This is a genomic window from Actinokineospora sp. UTMC 2448 (genome assembly GCF_024760565.1).
GTDB classification, from domain to species: Bacteria; Actinomycetota; Actinomycetes; order Mycobacteriales; family Pseudonocardiaceae; genus Actinokineospora; species Actinokineospora fastidiosa.
In genome coordinates this window covers 2,395,205-2,410,697 of the sequence record NZ_CP031087.1, presented here as the reverse complement: position 1 = coordinate 2,410,697, position 15,493 = coordinate 2,395,205, and the positions used below count along the sequence as shown (strand labels likewise).

Genomic DNA, 15,493 nt, shown 5'->3' with positions numbered 1-15,493 from the left:
TACTTTTGTCAAGGTTCTAGCGTCGGCGCATGAACACGATCAGTGCCTCTCGTGCCGGGAGGCGCGAATGGGCCGGGCTCGCCATGCTCACCCTGCCCACGTTGCTGGCGTCGCTGGAACTGACGATCCCGAACCTCGCCCTGCCCGCGATCTCCCAGGACCTCTCGCTCAGCAGCGCGCAGTCGCTGTGGATCATCGACATCTACGGATTCCTCCTCGCCGGTTCGCTGATCACCATGGGCACGCTCGGCGACCGCATCGGGCGGCGTCGGCTGCTCATGGTCGGATCGGCGGTGTTCGGCGTCGCGTCCGTGCTCGCCGCGTACTCGACCAGCGCCGAGATGCTGATCGCGACCCGGGCGCTGCTCGGTGTCGCCGGGGCGACGCTGATGCCCGCCGCGCTGTCACTCGCCGCCACTCTGTTCCGCGACGCGCGGCAGCGAACCGTCGCGATCAGCGTCGTCATCGCCAGCGTGGCGGGCGGCACCGCGATCGGACCGCTGATCGGCGGGTGGTTCCTCCAGCACTTCTGGTGGGGCGCGGTGTTCCTCATCGCCGCGCCGGTGAGCGTGCTCGTCATCGCCCTGGCCCCGCTCCTGCTGCCGGAGCACCGCGAGGAGGCCATCGGCCGGATGGACGTGGTGAGCGCCGGACTGTCCCTGGCCGCCGTCCTCGTCCTGATCTACGGGCTCAAGCACATGGCCGTCAACGGGTTGGACACCGTGTCGAGCGCGGCCATCGTGACCGGTCTGCTCATCGGCGCCTGGTTCGTCCGGCGGCAGCACAGCAGCGACCCGCTGATCGACCTCCGGCTCTTCCGCTCCCCCGCCTTCAGCGTGTCGCTGAGCACGCTGCTGTTCGGGGTCTTCGTCCTCTTCGGAGCCAACTTCTTCCTCGCGCAGTACCTGCAGTTGGTGTTCGGGCTCTCCCCGCTGCACGCCGGTCTGTGGACCGTCCCGTCGGCGTGCGGCGTCATCGTGGGCTCCACCCTCGCGCCGATGCTCACGCGCAGGGCGCGGCCGGGGTTCGTGGTCGGGGCCGGTCTGGCGCTCTCCGCCGCCGGGTTCGGCATGCTGATCCCGGTGACGCCGGGTTCCGGGCTGCCCCTGCTGGTGCTCGGCTCCACCGTCATCTCGCTCGGCCTCGGCCCCATGATGACCCTCACCACCGACCTCGTCGTCGGCTCCGCGCCGCCGGAACGGGCGGGCGAGGCGTCCGCGCTGTCGGAGACGGCGCCGGAGCTGGGCGGCGCGCTGGGCATCGCGATCCTCGGCACCATCGGCGTCGCCGTCTACCGCTCCGAGGTGACGAGCACCGTCCCGCTCGGGCTGCCGGAGGACGCCGTGCGGTCTGCCGAGGAGACCCTGGGCGGCGCGGTCTCGGCCGCTGAGCGGCTGCCTGCCCCGGTCGGCGATCTGCTGCTCACCGCCGCCCGCACGGCCTTCACCGAAGGGCTGCACCTGATCGCGGCGATCAGCGCCGTCGTGCTGCTCGCGACCGCGGCCCTGGTCTCCGTCATGCTGCGCCACGTCCGCCCCGCGAAGGAGTCGGGCTAGGGCTGGAGAGGGCGGGTCAGGGCGGCGAAGAGCCGGTCGAGGAACGCCTGCGCGTCGACGGTCATGGCGACGGACACCGGCGGCCTGCCCCCGGCGAGGCTGCTGGCGATGTGGACGTCGCTGGACAGCCGTCGCAGGTCGGTCAAGGTCTGCCCCCGGGTGTGCGTCCCGGCGAGTTCGACGCCGACCACCATCTGCTCGTAGGTCCCCAGGCCGGGGTCGAGGGCCATGGCGGCGGCGAGCGGATCGTGCAGCGTGGCGACGCGGACGCCGAACATGTTCGTGTAGAAGGCCGCGTAGTGGGCCAGCACCGCGGTCGCGAACCGGGCGCGGGGGTTGTCGGAGGTGCTGAGCGCGTCCAGCCAGGCCCCGTCGGCGCGAGCGGCCTCGGTGACGTTGAGCCCGATCAGGGTCAGGGTGAACCCGGCGCCGAGGACCAGGTCGGCGGCTTCCGGGTCGTGGTAGAAGTTCGCGTCCGCGTGCGCGGTCAGGTTGCCCGGCACCCCGATCGCCCCGCCCAGGACCACGACGGCCCGCAGGAGGCGCGGCAGATCGGGTTCCAACAGCAGGGCCAGGGCGACGTTGGTCAGCGGACCCAACGCGAGGAGGGTCAGCTCGCCCGGATTCGCCCTGGCCAACCGGACCAACTGCTCGGCGGCGGACTCGCCCCGGACATCCCCGCTGATCGGAACGCCGTGCCCGCCCAGCGCGTCCGGGCCGTGGACGAACTCGGCGGTCTCCAACGGCTGCGCCAGCGGCCGCCACGCACCCACTGCCACCGGCACCTCCGGCAGCCCGCCCAACCCGAGCACATGCCGGGCGTTCGCCGCGGTCTGCGCCGCAGGACCATTGCCGTGAACACTGCCCACCGCCACGATCTCCACCCCACCCTGCGCCGCGAGGTAGAGCAGGGCGAGCGCGTCATCGATCCCCGGATCGGCGTCGACGATCAACCGCACACGAACCTCCAGGACCAGGCCGAGCGACAGCCACGAACAGAAGGTAGCGGACGCGGCGTCAACCAACCGCCCGTTCTGGACTAGGCCTGGAAACACGAAGACCATCGCGCCGCACCCGCCAAGCCCGTCAGACCTCCAGGTCGCTGAGGTCGAGCTGAGCGAGGCGGTCCGGGTCGGAGAGGATGTCGATCGCGGCGATCCGGCCGTCGGCGACCGTGAAGCTCATGATCGAGATGAGGTCGCCGTCAATGGTGTTGACCAGGCCCGCGGCGCCGTTGACGAGTGCGGGGCGGACGGTCGAGATGGTGGCCATGCGCTGGAAGGTGGCCAGCTGTCCCGCCACGGCCTCGGCGCCGTGCAGGACGCGCATGCCGCCGGGGAGGGCCTTGCCGCCGTCGGCGCGCAGCGTGACGTCGGGGTCGAGGACGGCCATGAGGGCGGTGAGGTCGCCGCCGCGGGCCGCGGTGAGGAAGGCGTCGACGACGCGGCGCTGGGTGGCCGGGTCGGGGTCCGGGGTGGGGGTCGCGCCCTGGACGCGCTGGCGGGCACGGCTGGCGAGCTTCCTGGCCGCGACCGGGGTGCGGTTCATGATCGGGGCGATCTGCTCGAACGGCATGCCGAACAGGTCGTGCAGGACGAAGGCCAGCCGTTCGGCCGGGTTCAGCGACTCCAGCACCACCAGCAGGGCCAGGCCGACCGAGTCGGCGATCAGCGCCTGCTGCTCGGGATCGTCGTCGGTGACGACCGGGTCCGGCAGGCGGGCCTCCAGCGGGTCCTCCCGGCGGAGTCGGCGGGAGCGCAGCATGTCCAGGCAGACGCGGCCGACGACGGTGGTCAGCCAGCCGCCGAGGTTGTCGATGTCCTCGGCCTCGGACCGCGCCAGGCGCAGCCAGGCGTCCTGCACGGCGTCGTCGGCCTCGGCCAGCGAGCCGAGCATCCGGTAGGCCACCGCGCGCAGGTGGGCGCGGTGCTCCTCGAACCGCTGGGCCAGGAAGTCGTGTTCGTTCATGGTCGTCCTTCGTCTCGACGGTCGTACCCATGACGAACCGAAGGTCCCCGATGTGACCGCCGCGCGGTGGTCACACTCTCGGCGGCCCATGCGTCATGCCTCCGACAAATCGGTAACACGACGATCGGAAGCAGCGCAAAGCATGGACATCAGCGAGGTTCAAGGCACCGTGGCCGACGGATTCGAGCCGGTGCGCGAGGAATTCGCCGCCGCGATCGACTGGAAGTCCGGCGCCCAGTTGACGGTGTACGCGGGAGGCCGCAGGGTGGTCGACCTGTGGGCGGGCGACGGGGTGACCGGCGACACGCTGACCGGTGTCTACTCCGCGACAAAGGGCGCCGCGACCCTGGTCGTGGCACTCCTGGCGCAGGACGGCGCGGTGGACCTGGACCAGCCCGTCGCCCACTGGTGGCCGGAGTTCGCCACCGCGGGCAAGGACCGGATCACGCTGCGGGACGTCCTCACCCACCGTTCCGGCGTGATCGGCGTCGACGGCGGACTGACCGCGGCGGAACTGGCCGACGACCGGGTGATCGCGCGGCGGTTGGCCGGGCAGCGGCCGTACTGGCGGCCCGGCTCGGCCTACGGCTACGGCGCGTTCGTGACCTTCGCGATGGTCGGCGAGGTGGTCCGCAGGGCGACCGGCCGGTCGCTCCAGGAGCATTTCGAGGAGCGGGTGCGCGCGCCGCACGGGCTTGACCTGTACCTCGGGCTGCCGGAGGCGCTGGAGGACCGGTACCGGGAGGTGCTGCCGGGGCTGGCGAGCCCGGAGGAGCTCGCGGCGTTCTGGGCGGACGTCCCGGGCCCGAACAGCGTCACCGGGGTCGGCTACGGCCTCAACTCCACCCCGCCGCTGGACCAGGTGGCCTTCATCAACACCCGGCGCGTGCGCGCGCTCGGCCAGGCCTCCGCCGGTGGTGTGGGCAACGCCCGGGCGCTGGCCGCGCTGTACACCGCCGCCGTCTTCGGGCTGGACGGCCAGGCCCCGCTGCTCAAGCCCGACACCCTCGGCGAGTTCGCCATGCTCCACTCCACCGGCCGCGACCTGGTCACCGCCGACGCGGGTCAGTACGCACTGGGCTTCCAGGCCAAGGGCCTGCGCTACCCGATGCTGAGCGCGAATGCGTTCGGACACAACGGTTCCGCTGGCGCGGAGTCGTTCGCCGACCCGCTGGGCGGCATCGCCTTCGGCTACACCCGCCGCCGCTTCTCCTTCGACTGGTCCTACCCCGAACACGACCGGCTCGTCGCCGCGGTCCACCGCGCCGCCGGCGCGGCATGAGGAGGTCCACCATGACCGCACAACCCCGTCCCAGCCTGGCGCTGCTGGTGATCGCCGCCGCGCAGCTGCTGATCGTGATGGACGGCACGATCGTGACCGTCGGCCTGCCCGCCATCGGGACGGGCCTGGGCATGGCCGAGACCGATCTGGACTGGATCCTGACCGCGTACGCGCTGGCGTTCGGCGGCCTGCTGCTCGCGGGCGGGCGCGCGGGCGACCTGCTCGGCCGCCGCAGGCTGTTCCGCGTCGGACTGGTGGTGTTCCTGGCCGCCTCCGTGCTGGGCGGTGTGGCGCAGAACGGCGGCATGATGATCGCCGCGCGCGTGCTGCAGGGCATCGGCGGCGCCCTCATCGCCCCGGCCGCGCTGTCCCTGCTCGCCGACACCTTCCCCGCCGGACCGGCGCGCAACCGGGCGCTGGGCGTGTACGGCGCGATGGGCGGCCTGGGCGCGGTGGTCGGCCTGCTGCTCGGCGGCGCGCTGACCGAGTACCTGGGCTGGCGGTGGATCATGTTCGTCAACGTCCCCTTCGCCGTCCTGCTGCTCGTCGGCACCCTCGTGGTGGTCCCGGGCACCCGGCAGCGCGGGGGCATCGACCTGCTCGGCGCGGTCACCGCGACCCTCGCGCTCGGCTCGCTGGTCTACGCGATCAACCGGGCCGGGTCCGACGGCCTCGACGGGCAGACCCTGGCCTTCGGCGCGGCGGGCGTGGCGCTGGCCGTCGCGTTCACCGTCATCCAGCGCCGCGGCCGCGACCCGATGCTGCCCGCGGGATTGCTCGCCGACCGGGCCAGGCTCGGCGCGAACCTGGTCATGCTGCTCATGGGCGCGGGCCAGCTGGCCACGTTCTACTTCCTCACGCTCTACATGCAGTCGATCAAGGGCTACCCGCCCATGATCACCGGGCTGGCGTACCTGCCCTTCGCGATCGGCATCGGGATCGGCTCCGGCGTGGTCGGGCCCCGGCTGCGGGCCCGGACCTCCGCCCGGACCACCCTGGCGTCCGGCCTGGCGGTGGCGGCCGTCGCGATGGGCTGGTTCAGCCTGCTCACCCCGGACCAGAACGCCCTGGCCACCCTGCTGCCCGCCCAACTGGTCGCCGGGATCGGCCTGGGCATCGGCTTCGTCGCCGCCACGATCAGCGGCGTGCAGGGCGTCGCCGCGCAGGACTCCGGCATCGCGTCGGGGCTCGTCAACACCAGCCAGCAGATCGGCGGCGCGCTGGGCCTGGCGGTCCTGGCGGGCATCGCAGGCGCCGCGGGCGCGGCCACAAGGGACGCCATGACCGACGGCTACACGACCGGTCTGCTCGGCGCGGGCGGGTTCTATCTGGTCGCGATCGTCGCCGCCGTGGTCCTGCTCCGGCCGCGAACCCAGTCCCCCACACCGGTCACATCCGCGGCGCCCCAACCGTCAGTGCAGTGAGAACACCGAAACCAGGAAAGGAAACTCCCATGACCGAGTCCCGTCTCCCCAATCCCGCCAAGCTCGTCCCGGAGCTGGGGAAGGTCGCGGGCGCGCTGTTCGAGGCCACCGGCAACGGCTCGATCCCTCGAACCACTGTCAGCCTGGTGCAGCTGCGCGCGGGGCAGATCGTCGGAAACACCTATCTGACCGTCCTGCACAGCGGCAACCTGCGCAAGGCGGGCGAGACCGACGAGCGCGTCACCGCCGTGGCGTCCTGGCGGGACGCCCCCTACTTCACCGAGGCCGAGCGGGTCGCGCTGGAACTCGTCGAGGCCGTCCTGACCCCGAACCCGGACGGCGAGCGCGTCCCCGACGCCCTCTACGCGAAGGCGTCCGAGCACTACGACGACAAGGCGCTCGCCACGCTCGCCATGGCGATCGGGCAGGTCGGCTTCTTCATCCCGCTGGCCCTGATCGGCAAGCCGCTGCCCGGTGTCGCCCCGGCGGAGCAGTGGAGGTAGCGAGCCGACGGAGGGGACGAGGACGCGACCGCGCCTCGTCCTCTCCGGCTCGTCGCCTGCGAGCGGGTAGGGCGGCGACGTTCGCTTCTGCCGCCGGACCTGGGCCGCAGTAAGCTGATCACGTTCGATGGGAGGTGAGAAGTGGCAGGTCTCAACGTCGGTTGCGCGATGTGGACCCACAAGGCGTGGCCAGGTCGGTTCATGCCGCAGTCGACGCCTGCCAAGGAGCGTTTGCGGGCCTACGCGGGCTGGTGCAACGCCGTGGAAGGCAACACCACGTTCTACGCGACTCCCTCCCGGACCACCGTCGCGACGTGGGCGCAGCAGACCGGTCCGGAGTTCCGGTTCGTGCTCAAGCTGCCCAAGGTCGTCACCCACGAGCGCAGGCTCGCCGGGGTCGAGGTCGAGATGCGGGCGTTCCTGGACGCGATCGAGCCCCTGGGCGACCGGGCGGTCCTGTGGACCCAGCTGCCGGGCTCGTTCGGCCCACCGGACGTCGACACCCTCGGCCGCTTCCTGCGCAGGCTCCCGGCCGACCGCCAGCGCGCCGTGGAAGTGCGCCACCCCGGGTTCTTCACCGACGCTGACTCGACATCGCTGCTGGAGAAGGTTCTCGCCCACGCGAACGCCGAATGGGTTCCGTTCGACACCACCGTCTTCTTCCAGAACCCGCCGACCAGCGAGGCCGAGCAGGATGCCTGGACCAAGAAACCCCGGCTGCCGAGGCGCACCCGCGCACTGACCGACCGCCCCATCGTCCGCTACCTGGGCCGTGATTCCGCCGAGGTCACCGCCGACGGGTGGCAGCCGTGGGCCGAGGTGGTCGCCGAATGGCTGCGCGAGGGCCGTTCCCCGACGATCTTCCTCCACACCCCGGACAACGACGACGCACCAGCGCTCGCCCGCCGCTTCCACGACGACGTCCGAGCGCTGGTGCCCGCCCTCGCCGCACTGCCCGAACCAGAGCCGGTCGAACCCGCCACCCTGTTCTGAGGCCCGACGATCGCGGTCTGGGGCCTGGGAAAGGGCGGGGCACAGGAATTCGACACCGCCAAGTCGTGGCACGGCACGCAGACCGCGCTCATCGGGAGCGTGGTCGACATGCGGGCGCCACCCCGCACCGGGTCGACCTAGCCGACGCGTGGCTGCTTCTCCCGGGCCGACCTGCGGGGGCAGCGACCTGTCCGCGATCGACCCTCTCACCGTCCGACTGCAGAGCGCGCTGATCGAACCGGCCCAGGGGTCCGCGCTCGTCGCCGCGCCGGGTCTCCGGTTCGGCTAGGACGCCACCTTGTCCGCGCACGGGACTCCCCGCTATCGCCGCCCTTTGGTGGCGACTAATGCCCGATCGCGCAGCGACACCTTGATGACGCGTAACCAGTAGGTTACGCTTCTGTCGTGGACCTCGTGGCCAGCGCGATCGCCGACCCCGTGCGCCGGGACATCCTGGAGATGTTGCGGCACGGCCCCATGCCCGCGGGCGCGATCGCCGAGCGCTTCGCGATCAGCAGGCCCGCGGTGTCGCGGCATCTGCGGGTGCTCAGGGAGAGCGGGCTGGTGCGCGACGACGCCGTCGGCAGGCAGCGCGTCTACGCCCTCGACGCCGCGCCGCTGGCCGACATCGCCGAGTGGATCGCGCGGTTCGGCACGCCGCCGGCGTGGGAGCGGCGGCTCGACGCGCTGGAGACCGAGGTCCACCGCACGCGCCGGGACCGGCGCGCCAGCCCAGAGCTTCCCGAGGAGAACACGGCATGACCCCCACCGGCAGGTTGTTCGGCACCGATCTGGTGCTCACCCGCACCTTCCGCGCCCCCGCCGAGGACGTGTGGGCCAGCGTCACCGAACCCGAGCGCACGGCCCGCTGGTTCGGCGCATGGGAGGGCGAGGCCCGACCGGGCGCCACCATCAAGGTCCAACTCGGCTTCGAGGACGGCGCGCCCTGGTGCGAAACCCGGATCGAGGAGTGCGCGGCGCCCACCAGGCTCGCACTGTCCATGACCGACGAAGCAGGCAGCTGGCGCCTGGAGGTGCTGCTCACCGAGACCGGCGGCACGACGGAGCTGAAGCTGGTCCACCACCTGGAGAACGTCGACTCCGTCGGCGAGGTCGGCCCCGGCTGGGAGTACTACCTCGACCTCCTGGTCGCCTCCCGCGATGGCACGCCGCAACCGTCCTTTGACGACTACTACCCGGCCATGAAGCCCTACTTCGAGAACCTGCGCTAGCCAACGCGCCTGCCCCCCGCAGTCGCGGGATGCAGCGACCGCGCAAGCGAAATCGGCGTCACGACCAGGCAGGTCGTGACGCCGATTCACCGCGGCCTCAGCCCTTGGGCGACGCGTAGCCCGAGACGGTGCCGTCCGGGGTGAACGTGCGCTCGGCGACGTACATCGAGTTCTTGCCGCTGTTGCCGGAGATCACCGTGATCTTGCCGGTCTTGGTGTTGACCTTGGTCACGATGCCGACGTGGCTGGCCCACGTGCCGCTGCTGTTCAGGTTGTAGACGATCGCGTCACCGACCTTGACGCCCTTGATGCTCTTGCCGGGGTTCCAGGTCTTCTTCGTCTTGCCGTACTTGTAGAGGCTCGCCGCCGCCGGGGTGATGCCCGAGGTCGACGCGCCCGCCTGCTTCCACACGTACTTCAGGAAGTCCGCGCACCACGCCTCGGACTTCCACCCCTTCGGGCAGCCCTTCGTCGAGCCGCCCCCGACCTTCCCGCTGTAGTAATTGCAGTTCTTCGCGCCCTTCTCGCGGTTGCGGGACTTGTTCGCCAGCTCGCTCTTGGCGATCGAGACGATCCTGCTCCGCAGGGACGCCTCCGCCTGGACCGCGGCGCTCACCGCCTGCGTCTGGCCCGTGCCCGCCGTCTGCCCCTGCACCGCTGCGGTCGACGCGCTCGTGCTGAGCGCGAACAGCGCCGCGACGAGCGTCAGCACCTTGGTGATCCTCGACATCGCTGCTCCATCCCCTTCCTGTCGGCTGGTCGTCGTCGACCAACACCGACAACGGTCAGGGAGCCTGCTTGAACGTCCTATGGACGATCCTGGAACGCGCCGGTCACGTGCCCGGCGCCGCCGCGGACCGCGCGCGCCTCGGCGAAGGCCCGGCGCGCCGCCGCCGGGTCGACCTGCTCGTAGGCCCGGCCAAGCGACTCCAGGGCGGCGGCGTGGTAGGAGTGCCACCCCCGGGTGCGCCACAGCGCGACGGACTCCTCCAGGTGCGTCACGGCGTCGTGCGGCCGGTTCTCCGCCAACGCCAGCAGGCCCAGCAGCTCCAGCCCCTCGGCCGTGTGGTGGGTCATCCGGTAGCGGCGGCTCAGCGCCAATGCGCGCTCGGCGTCGGCGCACGCCCGGTCGCGGTCGCCCCGCAGGTGCAGGCGCGCGGACGCGAGCAGGGTCAGCACCTCGGTGTAGCAGTCGCGGTGGGCGCGCGCGATGGACAGCGACTGGTCCAGCAGGCGGCCGCTGACCTCGAACTCGCCCGCCTCCCGGTACCCGATGCCCGCGAACTGCAGCGCAGTGGCCTCCCAGCGCGGGTTGCCCAGCTCGCGCGCGTGCACCAGCGCGCGTTCGGCGTGCCGGATGCCCGCCGTGAACTCGCCGCTGTCGTGGTGCGCGACGGCCAGCGCCAGTTCGGCTCTGGCCCGCCCACCCACGTGGCCGGCCCGCTCGGCCATGGCCAGAGCCGCCTCGGCGGTGGCGACGGCATCGGCGTGCCTGCCCGCGGCGGTCGACGACCACGAGTGCATCACGGCGACGTCCGCCGCGCCCGCATCGTGGCCGAGCTCGGTGAACAGCTCCCACAGCGCGACCGCGGCCATCCGCAGCTCGCCCATCGCCTCGCCCGACCCGCCTGCGATCCAGGTCGTGACATCGAGCAGCCCACGCCGCATCACCGCCTCGCCGAGCCGGTGGCCGTGCGCGACGCACACGTCGAGCACCTCGCTGTTGAGCGCGCGCCAGTCCGAGTACATGCCGCGCAGGTCGAAGTACTTCTCCAGGCAGCCAGCGAGGTCGAACGCGAGGTCGACCAGCCCGGACCGGCACGCCTGGCGCACCGCGGCGAGCAACGCCGGGCGCTCCGCGTCGAACCAGGCGTCCGACCACTCGCGCGGCAGGTCGGGAACCAGCCCGTCGATCGGCGGGCGGTGCGCGGAGCCGCTGATGCGCGCGTAACAGGGGCCGGGCACGAACTCGGCCATCCGCTCGGCGATCGCCAGCCATCCGCCCAAGGCCCGCTCGACCGCGTGGGCGCGCTCGTCGGGGGTCTCCTCCTCCGTGACGCGCTCGGCCGCGAACAGCCGGACGAGGTCGTGGCAGCGGTACCGGTACTGCCCGACCGGATCGGCCTCGGACACGGTCAGCAGGTGCGCGTCGACCAGCGCCTCGGCGTGCCCGACCGCCTCGTCCAGCGGCAGTTCGAGCAGCACCGCGACCACCCACGGCGGGAAGTCCGGCACGGCGATCAGCCCGAGCAGGCGCAACAGCCGCCGGGCGGGCGCCGCCAGGTCCGCGTAGCTCAACGCCAGGGAGGCGCGCACCTCCAGATCGCCGACCGCGAGCTGGTCGAGCCTGCGGCACTCGTCGCGCAGCTGCGCCACCATGTGCTCCAGCCGCCAGGTGCGCCGGGCGGCCAGCCGCGCCCCGGCGATCCGCACGGCGAGCGGCAGCCCGCCGCACAGCGCGACGATCCGCTCGGCAGCGGCGGGCTCGGCCGCGACGCGCTGGGCGCCCACCAGCTTCGTCAGCAGCGCCACGCCCTCGTCCGGGGTGAAGACGTCCAGTTCGACGCACTCGACGCCCTCAGCACCGGTCGGCTTAGCGCGGCTGGTGATCAGGACAGCGCACGTGCCCGTTCCGGGCAGCAGCGGATAGACCTGCTGGGCCGACATCGCGTTGTCGAGCACGATCAGCACCGTCCGGCCGCGCAGCAGCGTGCGGAAGACGTCGCCCCGCTCGGCGGGGTCGGCGGGGATGGCGCGGTCCGGGACGCCGAGCACCCGCAGCAGCCGGGCGAGGACGTCACCCGGCTTCGCGTCGCCGAGGTCCACCCAGAGCTGCCCGTCCGGGAACCGGTCGGCGACCCGGTTGGCGACGTGCCGCACGAGCGAGGTCTTGCCGACCCCGCCCATGCCGACGACCGCGACGACGCGCCCGCCGGTGATCGACTGCTCGACCAGCCGCGCGGGCTGCCCCGCCCGGTCGGTGAAGTCGAGCACGTCCGGCGGCAGCGTGGCGGGCGCGGACCAGGTGATGGCCGCCGACGGCTCGGCGCCGCCGCCCCCGGAGTCGATCCGCAGCAGCTCCGGGTCGTCCGCCAGCACCCGCGCGCGCAACTCGACCAGGGCGGCCCCGGGGTCGACCCCCAGCTCGTCGGCCAGCAGCCTGCGGGTCCGGTCGAGGCAGGCGAGCGCGTCGGCCTTGCGGCCCAGGCGGTGCAGGGCCAGCGCCAGATGACCGGCGGCCCGCTCGTCGAGCGGATCGTCGGCCGCGCACGCCGACGCGACGGCGAGCGCGTCGGCGTCGCGGCCGCAGCGCAGCAGCAGGTCGCCCAGGTCGAGCCGGGCGACGGCGTGTTCACGGTGCAGCGTGGTCCGCTGCGCCGTGAACCAGGCGCTGTCGGTTCCGTCGAACGGCTCGCCCCGCCACAGGCCCAGCGCCTGCTCCAGCACCTCGGCGGCGGCGGCTGGGCGCGGGGTCGCCTTGGCCTGCGCGACCAGCCTGCGGAAGCGGTGCAGGTCGACGAGGTCGGGATCGATCCGCGCCACGTAGCCGCCCGGATGCCGCTCGATCAGCGAGCATTCCGACTCCGAGGGCAACGCCCTGCGCAGCCGCGAAAGGTAGCTGTAGAGGGTGGTTTGCGCACTGCGCGGCGGGTCCTCGCCCCAGACCCGCTCCAGGATCCGCGCCACCGGCACGACCCGGTCCGCGTCGACGAGCAGCGCCGCGAGCACGTGCCGCTGCTTCTGGTGTCCCAGGTCCACGACGTCCGGACCCAGCCACGCCTCGATCTGCCCCAGCAGGCTGAACCTGATCGCCCCCACCGGCCGCCTCCTCGCGGGGGAAGGCTACCAGCCGCCGAGAGCCGCTGACAGCACAGTTGATCAGGAGAAATGGTGGGATTCAAGGATTCTTCATGACCGACGCCGTAGACTCGCTCCCCACCGCCCTGCTGTTCGCCCTGCTCAACGATCGTTCATCGCCACGACCTTGGACCTCGACGAGTACGTCCCCGGGCGCTACACAACAGCGCGTGCGATTCCCTCCTGAAGGTCTCCTCCTCCGCCTGCTGGTCCAGGCGGTCCGCGCCTGACCACGGGGAGCGGGATTGGCCGCGCAGCGACCCGACCCCTGCACGCGGAACGCCGCGCAGCAGCCGGTCTCCGGAAAGCGGTGGCCTCCGCCGTGCGACGGAGGCCACTGTGTCCGATGAGGACAGACCTACTTCAGGCCGTACGCCCTGATGATGGTCTGTGCCTGAGCTGGCGCCGCCCTGCACGATCAACGGCAGGTCACCGCGGCGGGCGTCGTCATAGCCGTAGGCCAGCAGCGCCTTCACGTCGAACAGCCTGCGGTCCAGCCTGCCGGACCCGACATCGGCCGCCGCGTCCCGCGGCACGACGAACAGCTCGTCCCGCGTGCGCTGGATCGCGAACGACATCCGTTCCCGCCCCTCGGCGCGGCGCACCAACGGGGAGAGCTGACCGTCCCGCCCTTCGACCAGGGCGACCCTGTCTCCCGACAACAGCGTCACCTGCCCGAGGACACCGCCCACCTGCTCCACGCCTGCACCATCCACTGGCGACCGCGTCTGGGCCGACTCGACGATTGGACATGGTCGTCCTCCGGGGAAAAGACGAAGGGGAATACCGGACCGCATTGCAGGAATTCGCCCACCCGATTTCCCGGAACTAACGAACCGTGTCGACACCGACCATGTCCGTAGCCACACACGCGGTCGCGCCCGGTTGTGCCTTGGCCACGGGATGTGGCTCGCCACATGCAGAAGGGCGCCAAGAATGTGCGTGGGCACATGGTCAGGCTGTTTTCCTGTTCATAACATCGACGAAACAGGGTGATCCCGGTCTCCTGTTTTCCCTGCACCACTTCCTGTTCAGGAGGTTGTCCGATGTCCACAACTCAAGTCCGCGGCCGCGGTGCGGCGCTGCTCGCCGCGCTGACAGCGGTGGCCGCCACCGCGCTGACGCTGGTCGGGCTGTCGCCCCAGGCAAGCGCGGACCTGGCCGCCACCACGGCGGCGGAGCACGATCCGGTGATCATCATCCCGGGCATGACCGGCACGACGCAGCACATGGAGCCGATGAGGACCAAGTTCGTCGCCGCGGGGTGGCGGTCGGACCGGGTCGAGACCTGGACCGACAGCACCAGCATGACCGGCGACCTCACCCGGGCCGGGCAGGAGATCGGGCAGAAGGTCGACAGCGTGCTGGCCCGGACCGGCGCCCGCAAGGTCGTGCTGGTGACCTGGTCGGCCTCCACCCTGGCAGCCCGGTCCTACCTGAAGAACGTCCCCGGCGCGCAGGACAAGGTGTCGCTGTACTTCTCGATGGCGGGCCCGCACCACGGCACCACCACCGCCTCCATGTGCCAGTACACCTACGTCTCGTGCAAGCAGTTCGCCATCGGCTCGCCCTGGCTCGCGGCGCTGAACGCGGGCACCGAGGTCCCCGGCTCCCCCGCGGTCCGCTACACCACCCAGCGCTCCACCTGCGACTGGAACGTCAACCCGAGCACGTCCGCCGAGCTAGCCGGAGCCACCAACCTCCAGACGCCGACCTGCATCGGCCACGGCAGCTTCCCCAGCGACACCGGCGTGTTCACCCAGATCAAGAACATCATCATCGACCACGAGAACCAGAACCCCACGACCACCACCACACCGACCACCACCACGAGCGGCCCCACCACGACCACCGTCCCGCCGACCTCACCCTGCAAGTCGGTCAACGGCCAGTGGGACGCCCCCGGCCCCTTCGCGGTGACCTCCGCCTCCAACGGCCGTGGCACCACCGTCGTCCGACCGGTCGCACCGGGCACGCTGGGCTGCACCACGCACCCGGTCGTGCTGTGGAACAACGGAGCCCGCTCGAAGCTCGACCGGTACATGCCGCTGCTCAACCACCTCGCCTCCCACGGCTTCATCGTCGCCGCGGCCGAGGGCAACGCGGGCAACGGCGCGCCCATGCTGCAGGGCCTGGACTACCTGACCAGCGAGAACAACCGCGCGGGCAGCCCGCTGCATGGCAAGGTCGACCTGGCCAACGTCGGTGCGACCGGCCACTCCTTCGGCGGCGGCGCCGCGATCGACGCCGGAGCCGACCCCCGCGTGGACGCCATCGCCCCGATCTACCCGCTCGCCACCACCAGCGGCAGCCTGGTGCGCGGTCCCGCGCTGTTCATCGCAGGCCAGAACGACACCATCATCGTGCCCATCGTCGTCCGCACCCCCTACAACCAGGCCACCCAGGTCCCGGCGATCTTCGCCGAGCAGCGCGGCGCCGACCACTACGGCATCCCCGCCCTGCACGGCGCCATCACCTCCTGGTTCCGCCTCCACCTCATGCACGACGACCAAGCCCGCGGCCTGTACTTCGGCCCCGACTGCGCATACTGCACCTCCACTTTCTGGTCAGTCTTCGAACGCAACGCCAAGGCCCAGGCCGTCGCGGGGCCCTGACCCACCGCGCACGACACGGGGAGCCCGACCAGGTCGGGCTCCCCGTCCCTTTTCGGGATGAT

Annotated in this window: 13 protein-coding genes; 8 read left to right on the top strand and 5 right to left on the bottom strand. The window is 71.8% G+C overall.

What is annotated here, in order from left to right:
* Positions 1-29 precede the first annotated feature (29 nt).
* Positions 30-1,556 (top strand): MFS transporter, encoded by a 1,527-nt coding sequence (locus Actkin_RS11425; RefSeq protein WP_258907067.1) that lies wholly within the window; start codon positions 30-32, stop codon positions 1,554-1,556.
* Here Actkin_RS11425 and Actkin_RS11420 read toward each other — a convergent pair.
* Both Actkin_RS11420 and sigJ read right to left on the bottom strand, forming a co-directional pair.
* Positions 1,553-2,515, bottom strand: a complete 963-nt coding sequence (locus tag Actkin_RS11420; RefSeq protein ID WP_258907066.1) for a nucleoside hydrolase — start codon at positions 2,513-2,515, stop codon at positions 1,553-1,555. The two genes, Actkin_RS11425 and Actkin_RS11420, sit on opposite strands and share 4 nt — an antisense overlap.
* Before the next feature lie 127 nt (positions 2,516-2,642).
* Positions 2,643-3,524 carry an RNA polymerase sigma factor SigJ gene (gene sigJ / locus Actkin_RS11415; protein WP_189212585.1) on the bottom strand — a complete coding sequence of 294 codons (882 nt, stop codon included), beginning with the start codon at positions 3,522-3,524 and terminating at the stop codon, positions 2,643-2,645.
* Between the two features lie 142 nt (positions 3,525-3,666).
* Between sigJ and Actkin_RS11410 the strand changes: the two genes are divergently transcribed.
* The 6 genes from Actkin_RS11410 (at position 3,667) to Actkin_RS11385 (ending at position 8,958) form a co-directional block, all read left to right on the top strand.
* Positions 3,667-4,806 carry a serine hydrolase domain-containing protein gene (locus tag Actkin_RS11410; protein ID WP_258907063.1) on the top strand — a complete coding sequence of 380 codons (1,140 nt, stop codon included), beginning with the start codon at positions 3,667-3,669 and terminating at the stop codon, positions 4,804-4,806.
* An 11-nt stretch (positions 4,807-4,817) separates the two neighbouring features.
* Positions 4,818-6,230, top strand: a complete 1,413-nt coding sequence (locus Actkin_RS11405; RefSeq protein ID WP_258907061.1) for an MFS transporter — start codon at positions 4,818-4,820, stop codon at positions 6,228-6,230.
* A 29-nt stretch (positions 6,231-6,259) separates the two neighbouring features.
* Positions 6,260-6,733 carry a carboxymuconolactone decarboxylase family protein gene (locus tag Actkin_RS11400; protein WP_258907060.1) on the top strand — a complete coding sequence of 158 codons (474 nt, stop codon included), beginning with the start codon at positions 6,260-6,262 and terminating at the stop codon, positions 6,731-6,733.
* 168 nt (positions 6,734-6,901) lie between these two features.
* Positions 6,902-7,726 (top strand): DUF72 domain-containing protein, encoded by an 825-nt coding sequence (locus tag Actkin_RS11395; protein ID WP_258907059.1) that lies wholly within the window; start codon positions 6,902-6,904, stop codon positions 7,724-7,726.
* 405 nt (positions 7,727-8,131) lie between these two features.
* The gene (locus tag Actkin_RS11390) at positions 8,132-8,488 is read left to right on the top strand and encodes a metalloregulator ArsR/SmtB family transcription factor (RefSeq protein WP_258907058.1); all 357 of its coding nucleotides are present in this window, start codon (positions 8,132-8,134) and stop codon (positions 8,486-8,488) included.
* Positions 8,485-8,958 carry an SRPBCC family protein gene (locus Actkin_RS11385; RefSeq protein WP_258907057.1) on the top strand — a complete coding sequence of 158 codons (474 nt, stop codon included), beginning with the start codon at positions 8,485-8,487 and terminating at the stop codon, positions 8,956-8,958. The genes Actkin_RS11390 and Actkin_RS11385 overlap by 4 nt, the downstream gene beginning before the upstream one ends.
* A gap of 97 nt (positions 8,959-9,055) precedes the next feature.
* Here the strand turns inward: Actkin_RS11385 and Actkin_RS11380 are convergent, their stop codons facing one another.
* From Actkin_RS11380 to Actkin_RS11370, 3 genes are all read right to left on the bottom strand, one after another.
* Entirely contained in the window at positions 9,056-9,688 is a 633-nt protein-coding gene (locus Actkin_RS11380) for a CHAP domain-containing protein (protein WP_258907056.1), read from the bottom strand.
* A gap of 77 nt (positions 9,689-9,765) precedes the next feature.
* Complete coding sequence (locus Actkin_RS11375; protein ID WP_258907055.1) at positions 9,766-12,777, bottom strand: AfsR/SARP family transcriptional regulator; 3,012 nt, start codon at positions 12,775-12,777, stop codon at positions 9,766-9,768.
* Positions 12,778-12,929: 152 nt separating this feature from the next.
* Entirely contained in the window at positions 12,930-13,517 is a 588-nt protein-coding gene (locus tag Actkin_RS11370) for a hypothetical protein (RefSeq protein WP_258907053.1), read from the bottom strand.
* Positions 13,518-13,862: 345 nt separating this feature from the next.
* Here Actkin_RS11370 and Actkin_RS11365 point away from each other — a divergent pair, with 345 nt between their 5' ends.
* On the top strand, positions 13,863-15,431 hold the full coding sequence (locus Actkin_RS11365) for a poly(ethylene terephthalate) hydrolase family protein (RefSeq protein ID WP_258907051.1): 1,569 nt from the start codon (positions 13,863-13,865) through the stop codon (positions 15,429-15,431).
* The last annotated feature ends 62 nt before the right edge of the window (positions 15,432-15,493 follow it).

Bases quoted from the DNA above. Each gene is read 5' to 3' on its own strand.
- Actkin_RS11405 (WP_258907061.1), top strand. From the start codon at position 4,818: ATGACCGCACAACCCCGTCCCAGCCTGGCGCTGCTGGTGATCGCCGCC.
- Actkin_RS11400 (WP_258907060.1), top strand. From the start codon at position 6,260: ATGACCGAGTCCCGTCTCCCCAATCCCGCCAAGCTCGTCCCGGAGCTG.
- Actkin_RS11385 (WP_258907057.1), top strand. From the start codon at position 8,485: ATGACCCCCACCGGCAGGTTGTTCGGCACCGATCTGGTGCTCACCCGC.
- Actkin_RS11365 (WP_258907051.1), top strand. From the start codon at position 13,863: ATGTCCACAACTCAAGTCCGCGGCCGCGGTGCGGCGCTGCTCGCCGCG.
- Actkin_RS11395 (WP_258907059.1), top strand. From the start codon at position 6,902: ATGTGGACCCACAAGGCGTGGCCAGGTCGGTTCATGCCGCAGTCGACG.
- Actkin_RS11380 (WP_258907056.1), bottom strand. From the start codon at position 9,688: ATGTCGAGGATCACCAAGGTGCTGACGCTCGTCGCGGCGCTGTTCGCG.
- Actkin_RS11410 (WP_258907063.1), top strand. From the start codon at position 3,667: ATGGACATCAGCGAGGTTCAAGGCACCGTGGCCGACGGATTCGAGCCG.
- sigJ (WP_189212585.1), bottom strand. From the start codon at position 3,524: ATGAACGAACACGACTTCCTGGCCCAGCGGTTCGAGGAGCACCGCGCC.
- Actkin_RS11425 (WP_258907067.1), top strand. From the start codon at position 30: ATGAACACGATCAGTGCCTCTCGTGCCGGGAGGCGCGAATGGGCCGGG.